A 20577-nucleotide genomic window follows, 5' to 3' on the forward strand; every position below is an offset into this window, starting at 1 on the left:
TTTCGCTGGAAGTGGTTTAACGCGGTATTTTTTGAGGAACTCTTGTCAAGCTTTCGCAACTTTTGGATATCTGGGTTGCGTAGTATGTCGTTTCGCCTGCATTTTTCAAGTTTACTGACGGCGCAGTCTTGGAAGGAGTTCCACCGGTTGCAGCAGTATACCAGTTTACAGTATTTCCGTTCGCAGGTTGCGCTGCAAATGTGTAAGTTTTGTCTGTGCGCTCCTGGCAAACAACCTCGGATACCGTTGGCAATGCTGCCGGAGTGGCATTAATTGTTACATCAAGTTTAGCACGTGGACTCTCGCAAACCAGGCTTCCGTATGTATTGGATTGTGTCAAATAGTAAGAACTCACGCCTGGCGTGGTTGTTCCGGGCGTCGGAGTGGTTGCGTAATTGGTGCCACCCGATGCAGTGTTATACCATTTGTATGTTCCTCCCGAGGGCGTCAATGGAACTGCTTTTACGCCCACGCAATAATCGAGTGCAGTTACGGTAGGCGCAACAGGAGTGTCTTTGATTACTACATCGATTTTTGCTCTTGGTCCTTCGCAAAGCCCGGACGCTGTTTGGCTCACATAATAACTCGTTGTGCCAACAGTCGATGTATTTGGTGAAGGTGCCGTGGATGAGCCATTTCCGCCAGTTGCAGCAGTATACCACTGCAATGCAGTTCCATTAGCTGTTAATGGACTTGCTGTCGAATTCTGGCATAAATTAACTATCGAAGTAACAGTTGGTAATGGGGATAAATTTCTGATTGAAACTTTAATCTCAGCTCTTTTGCTTTCGCAATTGTCAACTGTTTGCGTTACATAATAGCTTTTTGTTCCTATCGCGTTTGTAGTTGGAGTAGGGGCTGCTGCTGAACCGGTTCCTCCTGTGGCAGCGGCATACCATTTAAGATTGCTTCCAGTCGCTGTTAAAGTAGGCGCTGATTCATTTAAACAATACACAAAATCTTTTACTGTTGGCTCTACTGTCTGATTGATCGTCACTTTAACTTCCTTCCTTGCACTTTCACAGCCACCAACTGTTTGACTCACAAAATAGGATGTCGTTCCTGCAGATGCACTGGAAGGTTTAGGCGCAGCGCCCAAAGCAGTTCCGGCAGCGTCAAACCATTTAAGCGCGGTTCCTGTCGCGGTTAATGTAGAAGTGGCTTCATTAAGGCAGTAAGTTACATCGCTCGCAACAGGTGCAGCCGGAGGCACGCAAGCGGATATGGTCACAACAATCTCCGAACGTACACTTTCGCAATTGTTCAAAGTCTGGCTTACGTAATACGTTGTTGTTCCGACAGCTGATGTTGAAGGGATCGGCGCGGTTGCAGATGCGGTTCCGCCTGTTGCGTTGGTTCCGTACCAGTTTAATTTCGCACCCGTTGATGCAGTTGCGCTTAATGCCACTGCTGCCTGATCTTTGGTGTAGGAAACAGGAGTCGTTACTACTGGCTTCGCTGGCGGTGTACAAGCGCTAACATTTACAACGATTTCCGAACGAGTGCTTTCGCAGTCGTTTAAAGTCTGGCTTACATAATAGGTTGTAGCGCCAACAGCCGCGGTGGAAGGAGTAGGCGCAGTTGCCGATGCTGATCCGCCGGTTGCGTTGGTTCCGTACCAATTTAATGTTGCGCCGGTCAATGCTGTTGCTTGCAATGCGACAGCGGCTTGGTCTTTTGTATATGAAACAGGTGTTGTTACAACGGGTTTAGCTGGCGGTGTGCAGGCAGATACATTTACAACAATGGCTGAACGCTCGCTCTCGCAGTCGTTCAATGTCTGGCTTACATAATAGGTTACCGCTCCTACTGCGTCTGTCGAAGGAATCGGCTTCGTTGCCGATGCTGTTCCGCCGGTTGCATTGGTTCCATACCAGTTCAATGTTGCGCCGGTCAATGCGGTTGCTTCCAAAGCAACGGCTGCCTGACCTTTTGTATAAGAAACCGGCGTCGTTACAACGGGCTTCGCGGGAGGCGTACATGCAGCTTTGGTAACATTAACCACAATTTCAGAACGTGCACTTTCGCATCCGCTAACGGTTTGGCTTACGAAAAAGTTTTGAGTTCCTTCTGCGGTGGTTGTGGGCACGGGAGCCGCAGCTAACGCCGTGCCTGCCGTTCCTGCGTCATACCATTTCAGGCCTGTTCCAGTTGCAGTCAATGCCACGGCTTTGGCTCCCACTTCATAAGCGACAGGTGATATCACGACTGGTTTTGCCGGAATCGCATTCACTGTCAATGCAGCACTTTCAGAAGTTGCAATAGCTGGAACCAATAATACGAATCCAATCACGCGTATTTTATATCCAGCACCTGCAACGGTTCCGTTAGGAATGGTTACTGAAATCGGAGAGGTGGCCGAAGATCCCAAATCTGTTGGTGCAGCAAATGAACCGGAGGCGTCAGATAATTGGGCTGTAAAATTTGTGGGAGCTAAGAGGATGTCTTTTGCCGTAAACTTAACGGAAACATTTCCTCCCGCACAGACTTCTGCTGGATCTAAAGCATCTGTTTTAATTGTCTGAGCAAATGAATTTGCCACGCAGAAAATCGCGGCCAGAATTGTAAAAATACCCTTTCTTGTAAATGTTCTGTTCATGTATCTGTCTTAATATCTTTCCGCTAACCAGTTTGTCTGGTAAAGTTAGAGATATTTTTCAAATACACTTTCCCCTGTTTTAAGGAAGCTCGCTTTTCCTTTCAATAAGTGAACTGTAGACGACATCCTGAATTTTCCGGCGCGTGCGATGCGTCGTAATTGCCGTGTTTTCAGCGTCTGGATTGACCCGATTTGACAGAAAAACAAACACCAGATCTTCTTCCGGATCCACCCAAACCATCGTCCCCGTAAAGCCCGTATGCCCGAAAGAATTCACAGACGCTTGCGGTGATACGTAGGAACTGTTCCCATCCGCAGGCGCTTTGTCCCAGCCCAATCCACGGTGATGCGACTCATCATATAAGCGAGAAAACAGTGGAACCGTTGCATTCTCATAATATCTTCTGCCTGCGTAACTGCCTTTCCAAAGGTTCATTTGGAATAAAACGGCAAGGTCACGTGCGGTTCCGAAAAGTCCGGCATGGCCGGCAACCCCTCCTACTATGGCTGCCATCTGATCATGCACGGTGCCTTGTAGAAGCTGGCTCCTGAAACGATAATCCTGCTCGGTTGGCGCAATTTGTTTTTCAGAAAACCGGCGAAGCGGGTTAAAGCCTAGGTAAGCAAGTCCAAGCGGCTCATAAATGTTGGCCGAAACAAATATGTCCAGAGGCTGACCGGTTACTCGTTCAACGATTTTCTGCATAGTCAGGAAACCAAGGTCGCTGTACAAATATCCATAAGTGCCTGCGCGGTCTTTCCGGTTGTTCATAGGCGACTCAATCACCCATTTCCACACAGAATCGCGCATGGCGCCTTTTGTAAAAAGCTTTGGTGCAACCTGCAAATAATAGGCCGTATCAGCTTTGGAGCTGTAATATTCAGGAAGCAAACCTCCGGCCGTCGTTTTGGTGCGATCCCAAAGCGGCGGATAAAATGACACCATGCCCGAACGATGCAGCAGAATGTCCCTGACCGTGAAGTTTTGCTTGTTGGTTCCAACCAGCTCAGGCAAATAAAATGAAGCTTTCTGGTCGAGATCGATTTGCTTGCGATCGTATAAAAGCATAACAGCCTGCAATGTTGCCGAGACTTTTGTCAGCGAAGCCAGGTCGTAAATGGTCTCAGAAGTTACGGGTTCAGGCGTGCGGTAAGTCAGCGCGCCGAATTGTTTGTCATAAACGATTTTACCTTTTCGGGAAACAAGAATCTCACATCCCGGAAATACATGATCATTAACAGCGGCCATTGCCAGCTCGTCAATGCGTTTAAGCGAAGTCCCGTCCATGCCCACACTTTCCGGCGTGCCAAATGCAATGCGGTTAACGGGAATTGTGCTTACTCCACTGCCAGCTTTGAATGTTGCCACTGAAACCGGCAAACGACCTTCGGATTTAATGGCCCCGAAAATGATCTGCGGAACAATTTCCTGCTGGTCTTTTCCGTCCTGACTGGCGCAAATCAACACATCCGTTTCCGGGAAAAAACTGAATGCTGTATGGCGTTCCGAAAATGCAAAGGATCACTTTTTTGTTCTGTTCCTTCAACCGGTTCACAAAGCTCACCATGCCTGCATTCACGCCATAATTGCTGCGGGGATTGGAAGAAATGCCGTGCACATCTACAATAACCGTGTTGTAAGGTTCGAGATAATTGAGCATTTCGGAAATCTGCTCCTGCGAAGACGGGCCTTCGTAGAATGTATAAGAGCGCATAGGTTTGTAAGTCGAAAGCATTTTTTGAAATGCAACGCTACTCCCCTCGCCTATGCTCACGGAAGCCATTTTATCACCGATCACAGATCCGATCGGCAGCAAATTATTATCATTTTTAACAACAGTAACCGAAGCTTCGCAAAGCTCGCGATACAATTCCTTGCTGTTTTCGCTATTCAGGTCGGCGTAAAGATTGTTGGTGTCAACCGGCTTATATTGACTTAGTCCTGACCAATATTTGGCTTGCAGAATGCGCTTAACCTTGTCGTCAATGATTTTTTCACTGATTCTTTTCTGATCAATGGCATCTTTGATCTTCGCTACTGTTTCCGCAAGGGCTTCGGGATAAAGCAGGATATCGTTTCCAGCGATGAGTGCTTTGAGGTTAACCTCGGCCGCTTTGCCCGTTTTCAAAACACCGCGCATATTCATGGCATCCGTAAAAACCAATCCACGAAAGCCAAAGATCTTTACGTAAAAGGCCCGTAACCACTTTCTCAGAAAGTGAGCTGGCCAAATTCGGCGTGCTATCGAGCGCAGGAATGTATAAATGCCCGTTCAAAACGCCCATTAAGCTGTCCGCGATCATTTCCCGATAAGGGTAAAGATCCGTTTCGCTGAGCTGGTCAAGTGAATGTGTCAGAACTGGCAATGTAAAGTGTGAATCTGCGTCGGTATCGCCGTGTCCTGGAAAATGCTTGGCTGTTGCAATGATCTTATTATGTTGCAAACCTTTCATATAAGCAATCGCCTTGCGCGTCACGTTATCACGATCTTCGCCGAATGAACGAATGCCGATCACCGGATTGCCGGGATTGCTGTTAATGTCTGAAACGGGTGCAAAGTTGATCTGAATGCCCAGCCGGCTGCATTGTCTGGCAATGTCGCTGCCCATTTTATAAATGAGCGCATCGTCCTGGATTGAGCCCAGCACCATTTGTTTCGGGAAAGAAATCGTGCTGTCGAGCCGCATACCAAGGCCCCATTCGCCATCAATGCCAATAAAAAGAGGAATTTTGGATTGAGCCTGATAGCGGTTCGTCAACTGCGCCTGACCAACCGGTCCGCCCTGGAAAAAGATCAGACCGCCGATATTAAATTCGTTGACAAGCCGGTCAATGTATTTATAATGAGATTCGTCGCGATTGGAAAAAGTGGCCACCATGAACAGCTGACCTATTTTTTGTTCAATAGTCAGCATTTTCAAAGTGCTGTCCACCCACTCGTTCTCAGGCAGCACGAGCACCGGATCAAGCCGCTTTTTGGCTTTTTTAACAGACTGCTTTACGGGCTTTGTTGCAAGCACTTCCGGTTTTTTGACGACACCAATCATCTTCCAGGCAACGGAAGCCATTGAGGTCAACACCACCAGTAAGATCACACCTGCAATTAAACGAAACCGGCTTAACAACCAATTTTTCATACTCCGAACCACTGATTTTAACGAGGGATTGTTAGGTTATCTGACTTTTGCACTGCTCAAATTGAGTTTATCAAAGGTTACAATAATAACAAAATTCGGTCGTAATAAATCCGAAAAAAAGTTGTTTTAATGCAATTCTAATATTTGACCTCATCAAAGAAAAGCGGCTTTCTGATGCCTGAGCGAACATTAGCTCGTAAGGCTCCGAAAAATTTCTTCCAAAGAATTGCCCGTTTCCCGCAGCTTTTCCAATGAGCTGTCACTCACCACTTTTCCTTTGTTAATGATGATCACCCGGTCGCATAATGCTTCCACTTCCTGCATAATGTGCGTTGAGAAAAGGACTGTTTTATTTTTTCCCGCATTGCGGATCACATCACGAATTTCCTGTATCTGGTTGGGATCCAGGCCAGTAGTAGGCTCATCCAGGATCAGGACGGAAGGATCGTGCAGAAATGACTGCGCTAACCCCACCCGCTGGCGATAACCTTTCGAAAGCTGACCGATCTTTTTTCGCTTCTCCACTTCCAGTCCGCAAAGAGCAATCACCTCGTCGACCCTGGACTTCAATGCAGCTGATTTCATGCCATACAATTTGCCCGAAAACAGCAGGAACTCAGTGACATACATATCCAGATACAAAGGGTTATGCTCTGGCAAATATCCTATTGTCCTCCGCGCCGGCATAGGCTGTTCCGCCACATCAAAATCCGCAACTTTGGCCGAACCGCCGGAAGCCTGCAGATAGCCGGTCAATATCTTCATGGTCGTAGATTTTCCCGCTCCGTTAGGTCCGAGAAAACCCACAATTTCTCCTTTTTTCAAACTGAATGAAATGCCATCGATCGCACGCTGCGTTCCGTAAACTTTCGTAAGATTGGTGACCTGAATTGACATTCGATGTGTGAATCAATGAATATTTTAAACTTTCAAAAATAGCTTATTTCTGAATAGCAGATACATAAATGCCCATTGAACCATTATAAAGGCAATTACTTCGCCAATTGCTTCGACCGGTTCGGGGAAATAGCTGAGTAAGCCTCCGAAAATCGCCTCGGCCGTATAATGGAAATCGATATAGCTGCCAACCATGTAAATCACGATGGAATTCATGCCGATTACGACAAAAAACAAGGTCCATTTGCGATAATTCAGCACATCGACGATCCAATAGAAAAGGGCAAGCAGCAATGTGCTGAAACCACCCGCGCAAAGCACGAACGAACTGGTCCACAGATTCTTGTTGATGGGGAAAAAGTAATCCCAGACCACGCAAAGAAGCAAACTGACAATTCCTGCAAAGACCAGATAAACGACTTTGCTGTTTTTGGACAACACTTCCTCACTCGTTCTCAAAAGCTCTCCTGCAAAAATCCCCATCAAGCCCGTCGCAATGGCTGGAATGGTCGAAACCAATCCTTCGGGGTCATGGATTTTCAAATGCAGCCGGCCGGGAATGACCATTTTGTCAATATAACTCGCCGGATTGCAGTCAATGGTAAGCAAACCCGCGCCGCAGCCCGGCACCGGGAAGAATTTCATAAACAAAAAATAACCGATCAGAATGCTCACAAACCAGATCCATCGGGTGCGTTTCTCTGTGTATAGATAAATGATCTGGGCAAACATTCCCGCTAGTCCGATTCGCGCTAAGACGCTTGGATAGCGCATATTATCCCATTCGGTGTGGAAAATACCATTGTTATAAATCACTCCCAGCAACACCAGGATCAGACCGCGCTGGATTACTTTGCGGATCAGTTCAGATGGCGGCACGCCTTTTTCAAGCCTGCTTCCCAACGAGAATGGTGTTGAAACGCCCGCCATGAAAAGGAATGTCGGGAAGATGAGATCGTAGGCGCGGAAGCCGTTCCAATCGGGGTGTGTAAACTGGTGAGCCATGAAAATTGCCCAGGACCAGCCAGTCACTTTTGCGAGCACAGCGAAAATTTCTTCGCCACCTGAAATCCAAAACATGTCAAAACCACGCAACGTATCCAGCGACAACAATCTCTGCGGCGGAGAACTATCTTTCATCTGATAAAAAAGGGTAAAGAGAAATAAAATTTGGCAAAACGGCCATAGTTTGGAATAAAAACTATTTACAATTACTGTAAAGATTGCAAAAAATCCCATTTATACTCTGGCGCGAAATCACATTTATTCAAAAAAACATATAACTGCCGCAATCGATTATATATCGCAACTGCCAACGGTCGTTATAAGCATCAATATTTCAAATCCACTAATTTTTACCCATGAAAAAACTGCTGATCATCTGGCTTCTGGCCCCTGCACTGTTTTTTTGCAAGCTGCGCAACTTCCAATACAAATAACAGATCGGACAATGAGGAAGCTTATCGCGAGGAGGAGCCCGTCACCAACAGCAAGCTCAACAACCGCAGGCTCGAAAAGAACCTTGACCGCTTCGCCGAAGAACTGGACCTGAGCAAACGTCAGCAAAAACAATTGAAGAAAATCGACCGCCGCTATGCAAGAATGGACCGCAAGTTGTCCAGAAATGACGAAGCCAAACGCCGCGATCGCAAAAGATTGGCCGAAGAAAAAAGACAAGAAATCATCGAAGTCCTCACCCCGGAGCAGCAACAAACATTACAAGCACTTGCCAAAAAAGGAAGGTTCAGCCTGGATCAGTTGTTTGGGAAGTAACTCACTTCAACCCAGCAAGCCAAGCTTCAACCGTTGGCCCGGTCATATCAAACAAGATGCCGGGAAGTAAGCCAAGCAGGATGGTCAGGATTACTAGTGGGATTAACATTCCTTTTTCGCGTCGGGTGAGGTCGGAGAGGACGTGGAGGCTGCCGTTTTTGTACCAAAATGCGCCGAAAAACATGCGTTGGTAAGTCCAGAGGAAATACGCGGCTGCCAGCACAATCCCTAATGTTGACAATGCGGGAATCCAGACGGGCAGTGCGTCGGATTGGAATGCGCCCATTAATGTGAAAAGCTCACCTACGAAGCCTGAAAATCCGGGAAGTCCCAGCGAAGCGAAGAATGCTATTCCCGTAATAATGGTGTATTGCGGCATTACGGCGATTAAACCACGATAATTATCGATGCGGCGGTCGTGTGTGCGGTCGTAAACAACGCCGGTCAGGATAAATAACATGGCCGAAAGCACGCCGTGACTGACCATCTGGTAAATCGCTCCGTTAATCCCTTCTGCCGTAAATGCAGCAATGCCGAGCAACACAAAACCCATGTGCGAAACAGAGGAGTAAGCGATCATTTTCTTCAAATCACTCTGTCCTAATGCGTTGAACCCGCCGTAAATGATTGAGATCATGCCGAGTATGGCCAGTGGAATTGCGCTGTATAATGCTTCGGCAGGGAAAAATCCGTCGACGATCCGGATGAATCCGTAACCGCCTATTTTTAGCAAAATCCCCGCAAGCACTACGGAAATGGGCGTCGGCGCTTCTACGTGAGCATCGGGCAGCCAGGTGTGCACGGGAACGACGGGCAATTTTACTGCAAATCCTATGAACAAAAACCAGAATGCGAGTAACCGTAACGGAATGTTGCCAATGAAATATTCGGAGGCAATGCTCAGCAGCGAACCCGGAATGTAATTATTCGGATCGGCCAAGTATGCGAAACGAAATGTATGAACAAGTTGCTCAGGAGCGATTTTACCATCAATAAGCCATTGCTGGATCTGTCCGATCAGGTCGGGATGGATGGGGTCGTCGATTCCTAAAATGCCGACTGCTTTTGCTGTTTCAAGCGGATCGATTACTGACAAATACAATGCGATCATCACGATCAGGATCAGCAGCGAGCCAAAAAACGTATAAATAAAGAATTTCAAAGCCGCGTATTCACGCCTCGGACCGCCCCACAAGCCAATGAGAAAATACATCGGCAGCAGCATGAATTCAAAAAACAGATAAAAAAGAAAGAAATCCTGCGCCAGAAAACAGCCGATAACGCTGCCCGTAAGCAAAAGATACAATGCAAAGTAAGCGCGCGATTTTTGAATGACATTCCAAGAACTAATCACACCAACGAACAGCACAACGACGGCCAAAAGCACAAGCGGAAAGCTGATTCCATCCACGGCAAGCGCATAATCGATCGAAACGACGCCTAATGCACCAATGGGCAGTGTGATCCAATCCGTCGCTTCGGAAAGCTGATATTCCGGATTGCCATTATCAAAGCTCAAATACAGAAATATGGCAAGCAAAAGCTCCAATGCAAGTGCAACCAGCGCGATGATCCTGAAATTTTCGGGGCGTTGTGCCGGCCAGACAGCCACGGCGGCGGCCCCAAGCAAAGGAATGGCAATAAGTAACGTAAGTATATGATCAATCATCAAGTATGAAATTAAAAAACCGGTCGCGCGAGCATGCTCACAAAATGACCAGCCACAATATCAGTAAAAATACGCCCATGGCCGTCACAATGTAATAGGACTGGATTTTCCCATTTTGCAAATTGCGAACCGCTTGCCCGCCCGACCTGATGGAATAAACGATAAGATTGACGCCTCCATCGACAAAAAACCGGTCGAACCAGCCGATCAGATGCCCCAGCACGACGCTTATCTTCGCGATCCGGTCTACAACAGAATCAATGAATCGCTTCTCGAATATTTTTAAATATTTAGTAATGAATGCAAAAGGAATGATGAAATATTGGGTGTTGGAATAATCTCTCAACCATGCGATTTTTTGAATGCCAGTCACTGGTGCATCAACTGCGTTTGTCAAAACGCCAAAAGGATTTTCAGTTTTGATCTCTCTGAAAGCCAGGAAAATGGAGAGCAATGTTACAGCGCTGGCCACAAACGGCACCCAGGCCAAATGTGCTTCTCCTTCTTGCCCGATCAATGCTAAAAACCATCCCGAAGCATTAAAGGGATTCCAGGAAAACCAGAAAAACAGCGATAATGCTGCCAGCAGCGCCATCAGGAAGCCACATAACAGCAGGCGACTCGTGTGGATGGATCTGGGAAACTGAAAACCTGTTTTGTCCAAAAAACACCAGCCACAACTGCCTAGTCATGTAATAAGCGGTAAGTCCGGCGGAGAAAATGACAAGGATAGGGAAGATATAAAACAATGCACCAAGCTCGCCAGCCCAAAGGAAACCTTCGGTAATGATGGCGTCTTTGGATAAAAATCCTGAAAAAAATGGCAGTCCCGCTAATGCTGCGGCACAGATTGAGAAACAGATAAATGTTAATGGCAATGCTTTTCTGAGCCCACCCATTGTGCGCATATCCTGCGGATTGAAGCCTGCATTTGCGTCGCCGGGCGTTACAGCGTGAATGACCGATCCTGCCGAAAGGAACAATCCTGCTTTGAAAAACGCATGCGTTGTCAAATGAAAAAGAGCAGTTTGCCAGCTTCCGAAACCCACCGCGATCACCATTAATCCAAGCTGGGACATTGTGGAATAGGCCAGAACGCGCTTGATATCCCAAACCTGCATGGCCTTAATGGCGCCAATCAGCATAGTGAGCGTTCCGATGATTGCAATGACCAATCGGGCTTCGAATGTGAGGAGAAAGGATATTCTTGCCAATAAAAAAATGCCGGCCGCAACCATTGTGGCGGCGTGAATAAGCGCAGAAACGGGCGTAGGGCCTTCCATTGCATCGGGCAACCAGCCGGAAAGCGGAAATTGCGCTGATTTTCCCATACAACCACCGAAAAGACAAAGTCCGATGGCTGTTAAAACACCAGGAGAAATCGTATCGAGGTTAAGCGCAATTACTTCAAAGTCGGTAGAACCAATATAGTAAAACAGCATTAAAATGCCCGTAAGGAATGCTGCATCGCCAATTCTGTTTAGCACAAATGCCTTTTGCGCAGCCCAAACGGCCCTTGGTTTAAAATACCAGAATCCAATAAGCAGATAAGACGAAAGCCCCACAAGCTCCCAGAAAATGTACATCACCAGCAAGCTGCCCGACAAGACAATGCCGATCATGGAAAACAGGAATAGCTGAATGAATGCGAAATACCCGTGCAGATTTTTGTCACCGTGCAGATAGGAAACTGAATAAAGCTGGACCAGCAATGCTACGAAATGCACAATGACCAGCATTAAGCAAGTCAGCACATCAAACCGGAATGTAATGTCAATGGAAGTTTGCCCGATGGTGAGCCAGTGCAGATTTACAATGTGAAGCGCCTGCACATCTGCATATAACAAGCTCATTGCCAATCCCGCAGCTGTAATCAATGCACCTGCCCAGCCTGCTGCTTTATTAAAACCTTTACCAGCCAACCACAGCAGGAGAAAGCCCGAAAACGGCAGCCCTAACAGCAGATAAGCAGGTAAAAAGTACGCAGAATCGGGCATAGGGTGCTGGAAATGTTTGTTTCGGCAAATATCTTTAATTCATGGCCGAATTCAAACAGCGCTAGATGTCTTTCTCAATTTCCTCGATTTTCTCAGAGCCGTGGATCACAGCCAGCAGTTCCTTAATGTCATAAGTGGAACGGTTGTAAGAATTTCCGAGTACAATGATCACCGCTTCGTCGTCGGGGCAAACCCAAAGCATGGTGTTATAACCCTTCCACCAGCCACCGTGATAGATGAAACGCGGCGTATGGTCTTTCTTAATGTGCATGCGGAAACCGTAACCGTAATTCCTGATGCCTTCCCGCTCGAAGCTTCTGGGTTTGAATGCTTCGTCGAGAAGCTTTTTATCCAATAATAATCCTTGTGATAAGCCATTGTAAAAGCGATAAATGTCGCCTGTTGTGGAATAAAGGCCTTTATCTCCGACCACATCATCGTAATAATCCTTTTCCAAACGCCGCCCGAACTGATGCCCGGCGGTCCGGAATTGCACGGCTGCGCTGGATGTGTCCGTTACCAGAAATGTATTTGTCATGCCCAGCGGAGCAAAAATTTCGTCAAACAAATATTGACCAAAAGGCTCTCCTGACACTTTTTCGACAATCGCGGCAAGCACGCAATAGTTTGTATTGCAATAGTTAAATGACCTTCCGGGACGGTTATAAGGCGTTGGTGTAGGCACAACCTTGGCATACCAGTCCATGATATCCAGGTTGTTAGGATATTTTTTGCCGTGACGAACGCTGTCTGCAAACGAATAAATGTAATTGGGAAGCCCGCTGCGATGGCTCAGCAACATATCCACTTTAACGCCATGATAAGGGAAATCAGGGAAAAATCGCTGAACAGAATCGTCCAAGCTCACCCTACCCTCTTGCACAAGTTTCAAAAGCGCAATGGCGGTGAATGGCTTCGAAAGTGAAGCAAGCTGAAATCTTGAATGACTGTTTAAAGAATCCTTCTCCTTAATGTGTGCAAAGCCAAATGAATTTTGATACAAAACCTGCCCCTTCTGAACGATAAGGACATTTCCGTTGAAGCCAGCCCGCTTTTTCCGCCTGAAAATATCTTCAATTTTGGAAATTTTCAGCGCCGTAGCAGCATCCGGATTTTTAACCGGAACGGGATCCAGCTTGGAAACCATTTTGCCATCGACCATGATTTCCTCAGGTCCCGTCTTCTTTTTCCTTACTAATCCCCAGGAAACGAGCAGGATCACCAGGACAGCTAATGCCGCCCACCACACTTTCGGCTGCACTTTTTTCAACATAGGCTTCAAGCCATTTATATTCATTCGAACGTCGCTTTCCTAACGATAAAACGCAGGCAATTTTTATACTAGAGCAATACAAATTAAACGCACAATATTTTACGGAACTAATACTTTCGCATGTTCTTTGCGGCCATTTTTTAGATAGGTTAGCAAATATATTCCTGGCGGAAGCGGCTTAGAGGGCAGCAGATCGATAAATCCGGCTGGATTCTTTTGGCGAGAGACCAATATACGTAAACCGCTCAGATCCGTCAGTTCAAGTCCTTGCAAGTCAATGTCGAAACCGAAAATCGCAATCTTTTCCGGCGACGCAGGGTTAGGCGCAACATGAAAATTTTGCCGATCGCTCAGGAAGTTCGATTCTGCGATTTTTGAAAGTGAAAACCGGTTGTCTTTGTCGATCATCCGAAGCCTGTAATAGTTGATTCCCGGAGCGGGATGCTCATCTTCGAAGTCGTATGGCGTCCGTCCGCTGGTCTCGCCGCTGGCAGTCACCGTTCCGATTGTTTCAAATTTTTTCAGATCGCTGCTCCGCTCGATGACGAATTCTTTGCTATTCTTTTCCCAGCTCGTTTCCCATGATAGCTGCACTTTGCCTTCAACCGAAACTGCCTTAAAGAATATCAGATTGACGGGCAGGATAATGGCCAGCACTTCACCATTAACGATCACTTCATCCAGCCAAAGCGTGCCGTAAATGTTGGTCGGACTGTAACCGTAAATCCTGAATGTGAATGTGTTTTCGGACAAATTGTTAAATCCCGCAGGCACAGAAAAAGAATAAAACAGATTCGGTTTAACGAGGGAAGATGCGCTGAGATCGGATGCAAAACCATCGATACTCGTCCGGATTCTGAATTTTGCAGGTCCGTCGGGAGAGCGCCTGAGGCGAAAATCAATGTTTGTAATGTTGTATTTAAATGACTTTGCGGAAAATGTGAATTCCATGTAACGGCCGTCCGAAAAAGCAATTGGCCAAGGCCTCACGACATAAGCCGCGACGACCGCTCCACCCAATCCGTAGCCGCCATTGAGTGCATTGGTGTTCCCGCCCCCGACCAAAACGGCATCAACCGGATTAAAATTAGCATGATTAGAAACCCCGGTCAGCATGTAATCCATGGACCATTTGATTTTAAATGCTTCCTGCGCGGAGCAGTTGAAAACAAAAAGCAGCACCATTGACAATGTCAGAATGGTGCTGCTGTAAGAAGAATAGAAGTTCTTTTTCAAGTCCGTGATTTTAAGATTTACAGTATTTACTTTATTGATACGGTAAATCTCAAATCGGTCACGGACCGAGCAATTTTTTATTTAAAATTCTGCACTCTTCGGATATCTTGGGAAAGGAATCACGTCGCGAATGTTGCTCATACCCGTCACAAACAGCACCAAACGCTCGAATCCAAGTCCGAAACCGGAGTGTGGTGCCGTTCCGAATTTCCGCGTTTCCAAATACCACCAAAGGTTTTGCGGATCGATGCCAACCTCGTGCACACGTCCCAAAAGTTTGTCATAATCCTCTTCGCGCTGGCTTCCGCCGATGATTTCACCAATGCCCGGGAACAGCACGTCCATCGCACGAACCGTTTTTCCATCCTCATCAAGCTTCATATAAAACGACTTGATTTCCTTTGGATAATTGGTCAGGATAACCGGCTTTTTGAAATGTTTTTCAACCAAATAACGCTCATGCTCGCTGGAAAGGTCGATTCCCCAGCCAACCGGATATTGGAATTTCTTCTCTTTATGTGGTTTTGATTTAAGCAAAATCTCAATCGCTTCCGTGTAAGTCAGGCGCTCAAACGGATTGTCGACAACGAAGCTCAGTTTTTCCAAAAGTGGAATAGAACGCTCATTTTGCGGTTTGTTCTTATCTTCTTCGGCCAGCCTGTTCTGCAAGAAATTAAGATCATCCTTGCAGTTGATCAAAGCATAAGTGATTACTTTCTTAACAAAATCCTCCGCCAGATCCATGTTGTCTTCCAGCTCGAAAAACGCCATTTCAGGCTCAATCATCCAGAATTCAGCCAAATGGCGTGTTGTATTGGAATTTTCAGCACGGAATGTAGGTCCGAATGTATAGATTTTGGAAAGTGCCATCGCCCCCAACTCGCCTTCCAGCTGGCCGGAAACGGTCAAGTTCGCCTCTCTTCCAAAAAAATCTTCTTTAAAATTGATCGCACCTTCGTCAGTTCTTGGCAATTTGTTCAAATCCAAAGTTGTAACCCGGAACATTTCACCAGCGCCTTCTGCATCCGACGCAGTAATGATCGGCGTGTGTAAATAGAAAAAACGGCCTTCGTTAAAATATTGATGCACCGCAAAAGCCAATGCATGACGAATGCGCAGGATCGCGCTAAAAGTGTTAGTACGCGGTCTCAAATGCGCTATTTCACGCAAAAATTCGAGTGAATGTTTCTTAGGCTGCAATGGAAACTGATCCGGATCAGCTGTTCCGTAAACGAGAATGTCTTCGATTTTAACTTCCACCGCTTGTCCTGAACCCTGCGATTCGACCAATGTTCCAGTGATCTTCAAGACAAGAACCCGTCGTCACCGTGCTCAGCAGCTCAGCCGAAAAATGCCCCGGCTCAGCCACGGCCTGAATATTATGGATCGTAGAACCGTCATTTAACGCAATAAAAATCGCGTTTTTGCTCTCACGTTTTGTCCTCACCCAACCTTTTACAACGATGGTTTGGCTTTCAGGAGAAGTCTGTAAAATGTCTTTGATCTGCAACGGTCCCATTTTCTTATTTTTTCAATCTTAATTTACTGAATGCTTGTAAATCCGGCCCTGCCGAATGAGGCGCAAAATTACAAATTACCCTACGAAAACCTATTCCGCACGGGTAACTTACTTTTGCCGGGGAACCGCGCGTTGCGGAGAGCGGTTTTCGACTTAATTTTGTTGTCTACTTTGTAAAAAAGACTTTCTGCTTTGAACAATCGAATCGCACTCATATTATCGGTGGTCTTTCACCCGCTGATTCTTACAACTTATCTCTTTGCATTGCTTTTTATAGTTTCGCCGGACCTGGTCGGTGTCAGCGCTTTTGAACTGCCTGCATTAGGAAGCCTACTGCTGCTTTTGTTCCTGAACACATTCATTGCCCCCACGCTGGTCGTTTATTATTTTCAAAAAATGGGCATTATCAGCACAATGCATGTCGACGATCTTTCCGAGCGCAGGCTTCCTTACCTGGCCTGCATCATTATATACGGAATTGCTACTTATCTTTTCGGCTGGCAATTGCAACCGATCAGCGAAATGGCGCCTCAGATTTCCATTATTCTCGGAGGCGCAACGGTTTCTTTATTAATCGTCACGGTGGTGAGTTTATTTTGGAAAATCAGTGCGCATGCAACCGGCATCGGCGGCACCATTGGCATGCTGGCCTGTCTGCTAATGCGTAATGATGAGGCCCAATTGCTTACACCATTGCTTGTTATGGTCCTGATCGCCGGCTGGCTGCTCAGCGCGCGACTGCATTTGAATGCGCATACTCCAGCACAGATTTTCGTTGGATTTCTGACTGGCGTTTTGGTAAGCAGCCTTACGGTTTACTTTTTCTTTTGATCAAAACTTTCATCGTTATGTATCAGCATCTGATTTTCGAAAACACCGACGGCGTTGCGCGGATTACGCTCAACCGCCCGCAGGTTTATCATGCATTAAGCCCTGCTTTGATTAACGAAATTACGATTGCTGTCAAATCAGCGGAAGCTGACGATTCCGTGCGCGTCGTCCTCATTACCGGAGCAGGAGAAAAGGCTTTTTGCTCCGGCGCCGATTTGAAAGACGTTTCCGATTCGGGCCGAACCGCTGGTGAAATCCTGAGAGAATATTACAATCCGATGATCCAGGCAATCCGGAACATTCCCAAGCCCGTTGTATGCAAGCTCAACGGCCTCGCTGTGGGCGCAGGCTGTTCACTCGCCCTCGCATGTGACCTCGTCATCGCCCGTGAAGATGCATATCTGAGTTTACTTTTTGTTCAAATTGGCCTCATGCCAGATGCAGGCGCTACATTTTTCCTGCCGCGACTGGTTGGAATGGCAAAAGCATTTGAGATCGCATCTACGGGGCGCAAAGTTTACGCCCCGGAAGCCGCCAGCATCGGCTTGATCAGCCAGTCAGTCCCCGCCGCTGACCTGGATGCCACCGTCGAAAAAGCCATCGCCTATTATCGTTCCGGACCAACCAAGGCAATCGGCGCCATGAAGCAAGTTTTGAACCAATCCTTCCACTCCAATCTCACCGAAATGCAGCATTTGGAGTTGATAAACCAAGAAAAACTGTTCGAAACAGCCGATGTAAAGGAAGGAATTACATCTTTTTTACAAAAGAAAAGCCCTGATTTTCAGGGGAAATAAAATAACTAAGAAAGTTTTTTAGCAATTTTCATCATCCACTATTGCTCAAAACACCTCCATTTCCTATCTTTGCACTCCAATTAAGGAATTGGTTGCGTAGCTCAATTGGATAGAGCACCTGACTACGGATCAGGAGGTTTGGGGTTCGAATCCCTACGTGACCACAGAAAGTTCAAAAAAGCCGCATAACTACACGTTTTGCGGCTTTTTTTGTGTTTAAATGTTGCTAGCATAACAGAAGTGTAGTTTACACTTATTATCTTTTGATTTGCAAACCAATGCATATCCGTCAATAGTAATGTCACCTTCCAGTTCAGATAATGATCATTTTGGAGAATTTTCTTACAGACTTGCAGTGCTTCGAGATAGAGGAAAGGACTTGAAGAAAGAGTGGTATATTGAATTTTACGCTTGGAATGAAGAAACCAACGCATTGAAGCGAAAGAGGGTAAAAATATCAATGTCCTTCCTAGACGTTAAAAGCCGAACAGCCGAAGGTAAAAGACTGATAACCAGTGCAAACAACTTACTAAAAAAAGGGTATCATTTTACAAAACCTAAAACCGTTATCGAGCCGGATACGATTAAGGAGGATAATGATTTGGTAAAGGCACTTGAATTTATATTAGGCTGTACATCTGTAAGTATTGGTTCGAAAACCTTGGTGTCCTATCAAGCAGCAATTAATAAACTGAAAACTTTCGCCGGAGACCGTAAAATGCACATTTCCGAATTCAACACAAAAGATGCCTATGCATTCCGTGACCACATGCTTAACAATCTCAAAAACACCGCACGCACCGCCAATAACACTATTCAGTTTCTTCATTCCCTGTTCAATAAGCTTCAAGAACGAACCGGTATAGAGAAAAACCCGTTTGGTGTGAAGTCTCTAAGAACATTAGCCACAACAAAAAATATCGCGTTTTCAGACGAAGACAGAGCTGTGCTAGAAAACGAACTAAGAACCAATTACCCCGACTTATTTCTTTTCACCAGGCTTATCTATTTTGGGTTCATACGTCCAGGTGAACTCTTAAAGTTAAGAATGGAGAACATTGACCTAGATCAGCGGTATATCGCTATTCACGGATCGATTAGCAAAAGTGGTAAGACAGAGACATCACAGATAATACCGGCATTGGCCAATGAATTGAAGAGTCGGGTTCATGTTTGCGAATCCAGAATACTTATTATTTTCAACTGGTATGAAACCAGGAAAATATGCTCTTAGCAAACAAGTGCCATTCCGAAGGCATGAGAATGTCTTGAAAAAGTTGGGGATGCTAGAAAAAGGATATACGCTCTATTCCTGGAAACATACAGGCGCGGTCAACGCATATAAAGCAGGGGTAGGATTAAAGGAATTACAAGCATTACTTCGCCATTCCTCAATTCAGATTACAGATATTTATTTGAAGTCGCTCGGTCTGCGGACTGATCCGAACCTAAAAAATTACTTCTGGTAAAAACCAAAGATTGTTTGGATTTTCAGCGCGCCGCACATCGGCCGGCGAATTTATTTTTCTCGATATTAACCGGACGCGCAAAATATAATTCTGAGTGATAAGGTGATTATTTTAAGTGCTTGCTAAGTACCCAAAAGGCAGTGAAGACGCCCCAGAACTGCAATTGCGGACTACGGGGTTGATTGCCTCCTAGCCACGTCACAAAGTGCTCACAATTGAAGTCTATTAGATGGAACGTCCGATATTTCAGCTTGCTTACTCCTAATTCGATTTCATTTAACGAAAGGCCGGATTGATAAACTTCAATAACGTCTCGTTCCGACAACCATTGTTCTAAACTATCAGTCACAATCGACCCTCCAACACAATTAACTTTTGTAGCGGAATCATGAATAACGTTTATTGATTCTCCCGTTCGCGTACTACGATGCCAACATGACGAATCAACGGAATAAATTCAGCCGTCGCAATTATTATATCACCAGTCTCATAGTTCCGCTGACCCATTTTCAAGAGTTTTCGCTAAAAATATATGCCGCTGTACCAAACAGGAGAATTGGCATTATGTTTATTTTAGTCAATTCATTCTGATATCGCTGTCTATACCCTTCCAGGAGCTGTAAATCAGCACTTAGCTTCACTGCTTCATCGCGCATCTGTCTTAACCTTTTATCGTCCTTTCGTTTCTCAAAAACATTGATAACGATGCCCGCTGCAATCATGGCAGCACCGACAGCTTTGGAGTATTTTGCTATCTTTCGCCATTTCCTTCACCTGACCCCTTAAGATCTAAGCCGGTAATAAGAATCCCAACTGTTTGCATCCATTCAGCCGTATCGCTCTTACCATCAAGGCGGGCAGCTTCAAAGGCTAGTCCATCGAGAGCAGCCTTGTATTGGTATATGCCAAACTCCACATTGATAACTTGATGTTTCAGCCATGCCTTTCTATCACTGGCTTTGGGGTCGTATGCTAATTCCTGCCTTTGAAACAAAGCAGGAGTAAATGGTATCGAATTTGTTTTCAATGTACTGTATGCCATATAAGTCTCAGTTTGATGATTAACTATTACTGTAAATATAACCATAAATATCTCATTATCAAAATGTTATACTTATATTCGAGTAATAGTTTTTACGGAAACCATATAATTTGAAATCATTTTTTCAAATTATATGATCTGCATATGCACTTGTGATACTTCGAGTCCTGCATGATCCTGGATAATAAAATATAGTGAAAAGCCGCCGAAAAGAAGGCGAGTTCCAGATATCAAAATTTGCTTACTATAAATGCGCTTTTGTTGCATAAGTGGTGCACAAAAATCAGTCAAAAATCGCTATGTTATTGCTTGATTTATCCCTGCGGAATCGGTCACA

17 protein-coding genes, 1 tRNA gene and 1 pseudogene are annotated in these 20577 nt (G+C 45.7%); 6 read left to right on the forward strand and 13 right to left on the reverse strand.

Translation table 11 applies throughout. The features are described from left to right. Positions 1–16: 16 nt before the first annotated feature. The 6 genes from AC0IYG_RS01250 to AC0IYG_RS01275 form a co-directional block, all read right to left on the reverse strand. Positions 17–2599: an Ig-like domain-containing protein gene (locus AC0IYG_RS01250; protein WP_471709210.1), complete on the reverse strand. Its 2583-nt coding sequence runs from the start codon at positions 2597–2599 to the stop codon at positions 17–19. A 79-nt stretch (positions 2600–2678) separates the two neighbouring features. Continuing rightward, entirely contained in the window at positions 2679–4067 is a 1389-nt protein-coding gene (locus AC0IYG_RS01255) for a serine hydrolase domain-containing protein (RefSeq protein ID WP_471709211.1), read from the reverse strand. After that, on the reverse strand, positions 3994–4740 hold the full coding sequence (locus AC0IYG_RS01260; RefSeq protein WP_471709212.1) for a glycoside hydrolase family 3 N-terminal domain-containing protein: 747 nt from the start codon (positions 4738–4740) through the stop codon (positions 3994–3996). The genes AC0IYG_RS01255 and AC0IYG_RS01260 overlap by 74 nt, the downstream gene beginning before the upstream one ends. Further along, complete coding sequence (locus tag AC0IYG_RS01265; protein ID WP_471709213.1) at positions 4700–5737, reverse strand: glycoside hydrolase family 3 protein; 1038 nt, start codon at positions 5735–5737, stop codon at positions 4700–4702. The genes AC0IYG_RS01260 and AC0IYG_RS01265 overlap by 41 nt, the downstream gene beginning before the upstream one ends. A gap of 189 nt (positions 5738–5926) precedes the next feature. Next, the gene (locus AC0IYG_RS01270; protein ID WP_471709214.1) at positions 5927–6634 is read right to left on the reverse strand and encodes an ATP-binding cassette domain-containing protein; all 708 of its coding nucleotides are present in this window, start codon (positions 6632–6634) and stop codon (positions 5927–5929) included. Between the two features lie 24 nt (positions 6635–6658). After that, positions 6659–7774: an acyltransferase family protein gene (locus tag AC0IYG_RS01275; RefSeq protein WP_471709215.1), complete on the reverse strand. Its 1116-nt coding sequence runs from the start codon at positions 7772–7774 to the stop codon at positions 6659–6661. Positions 7775–8206: 432 nt separating this feature from the next. On the opposite strand from AC0IYG_RS01275, the gene AC0IYG_RS01280 reads away from it, so the two are divergent. Beyond that, positions 8207–8407, forward strand: coding sequence for a hypothetical protein (locus AC0IYG_RS01280; protein ID WP_471709216.1), 201 nt, complete (start codon positions 8207–8209; stop codon positions 8405–8407). Position 8408: 1 nt separating this feature from the next. Here AC0IYG_RS01280 and AC0IYG_RS01285 read toward each other — a convergent pair whose 3' ends face one another. From AC0IYG_RS01285 to asnS, 6 genes and pseudogenes are all read right to left on the reverse strand, one after another. Then, entirely contained in the window at positions 8409–10076 is a 1668-nt protein-coding gene (locus AC0IYG_RS01285) for a complex I subunit 4 family protein (protein ID WP_471709217.1), read from the reverse strand. 37 nt (positions 10077–10113) lie between these two features. Continuing rightward, positions 10114–10671 carry a hypothetical protein gene (locus AC0IYG_RS01290; protein ID WP_471709218.1) on the reverse strand — a complete coding sequence of 186 codons (558 nt, stop codon included), beginning with the start codon at positions 10669–10671 and terminating at the stop codon, positions 10114–10116. Next, the gene (locus AC0IYG_RS01295; protein WP_471709219.1) at positions 10616–12073 is read right to left on the reverse strand and encodes an NADH-quinone oxidoreductase subunit 5 family protein; all 1458 of its coding nucleotides are present in this window, start codon (positions 12071–12073) and stop codon (positions 10616–10618) included. The genes AC0IYG_RS01290 and AC0IYG_RS01295 overlap by 56 nt, the downstream gene beginning before the upstream one ends. 61 nt (positions 12074–12134) lie before the next feature. Beyond that, positions 12135–13370, reverse strand: a complete 1236-nt coding sequence (locus AC0IYG_RS01300; protein WP_471709220.1) for a serine hydrolase domain-containing protein — start codon at positions 13368–13370, stop codon at positions 12135–12137. 75 nt (positions 13371–13445) lie between these two features. Continuing rightward, positions 13446–14582, reverse strand: a complete 1137-nt coding sequence (locus tag AC0IYG_RS01305) for a hypothetical protein (protein ID WP_471709221.1) — start codon at positions 14580–14582, stop codon at positions 13446–13448. Positions 14583–14663: 81 nt separating this feature from the next. Next, positions 14664–16101, reverse strand: a pseudogene (gene asnS / locus AC0IYG_RS01310) (asparagine--tRNA ligase). 192 nt (positions 16102–16293) lie between these two features. On the opposite strand from asnS, the gene AC0IYG_RS01315 reads away from it, so the two are divergent. The 5 genes from AC0IYG_RS01315 (at position 16294) to AC0IYG_RS01335 (ending at position 19198) form a co-directional block, all read left to right on the forward strand. Next, on the forward strand, positions 16294–16932 hold the full coding sequence (locus AC0IYG_RS01315; protein WP_471709222.1) for a hypothetical protein: 639 nt from the start codon (positions 16294–16296) through the stop codon (positions 16930–16932). A gap of 17 nt (positions 16933–16949) precedes the next feature. Continuing rightward, positions 16950–17729 carry an enoyl-CoA hydratase/isomerase family protein gene (locus tag AC0IYG_RS01320; protein ID WP_471709223.1) on the forward strand — a complete coding sequence of 260 codons (780 nt, stop codon included), beginning with the start codon at positions 16950–16952 and terminating at the stop codon, positions 17727–17729. A 90-nt stretch (positions 17730–17819) separates the two neighbouring features. After that, a tRNA-Arg gene (locus AC0IYG_RS01325) sits at positions 17820–17893 on the forward strand. Positions 17894–18027: 134 nt separating this feature from the next. After that, complete coding sequence (locus tag AC0IYG_RS01330; protein ID WP_471709224.1) at positions 18028–18963, forward strand: tyrosine-type recombinase/integrase; 936 nt, start codon at positions 18028–18030, stop codon at positions 18961–18963. Next, positions 18938–19198 carry a hypothetical protein gene (locus AC0IYG_RS01335; RefSeq protein WP_471709225.1) on the forward strand — a complete coding sequence of 87 codons (261 nt, stop codon included), beginning with the start codon at positions 18938–18940 and terminating at the stop codon, positions 19196–19198. Before AC0IYG_RS01330 ends, AC0IYG_RS01335 begins: the two co-directional genes overlap by 26 nt. Before the next feature lie 751 nt (positions 19199–19949). Here AC0IYG_RS01335 and AC0IYG_RS01340 read toward each other — a convergent pair. Next, complete coding sequence (locus AC0IYG_RS01340; protein WP_471709226.1) at positions 19950–20240, reverse strand: hypothetical protein; 291 nt, start codon at positions 20238–20240, stop codon at positions 19950–19952. Positions 20241–20577 lie beyond the last annotated feature (337 nt).

This window comes from Dyadobacter sp. AC419, assembly GCF_979253085.1.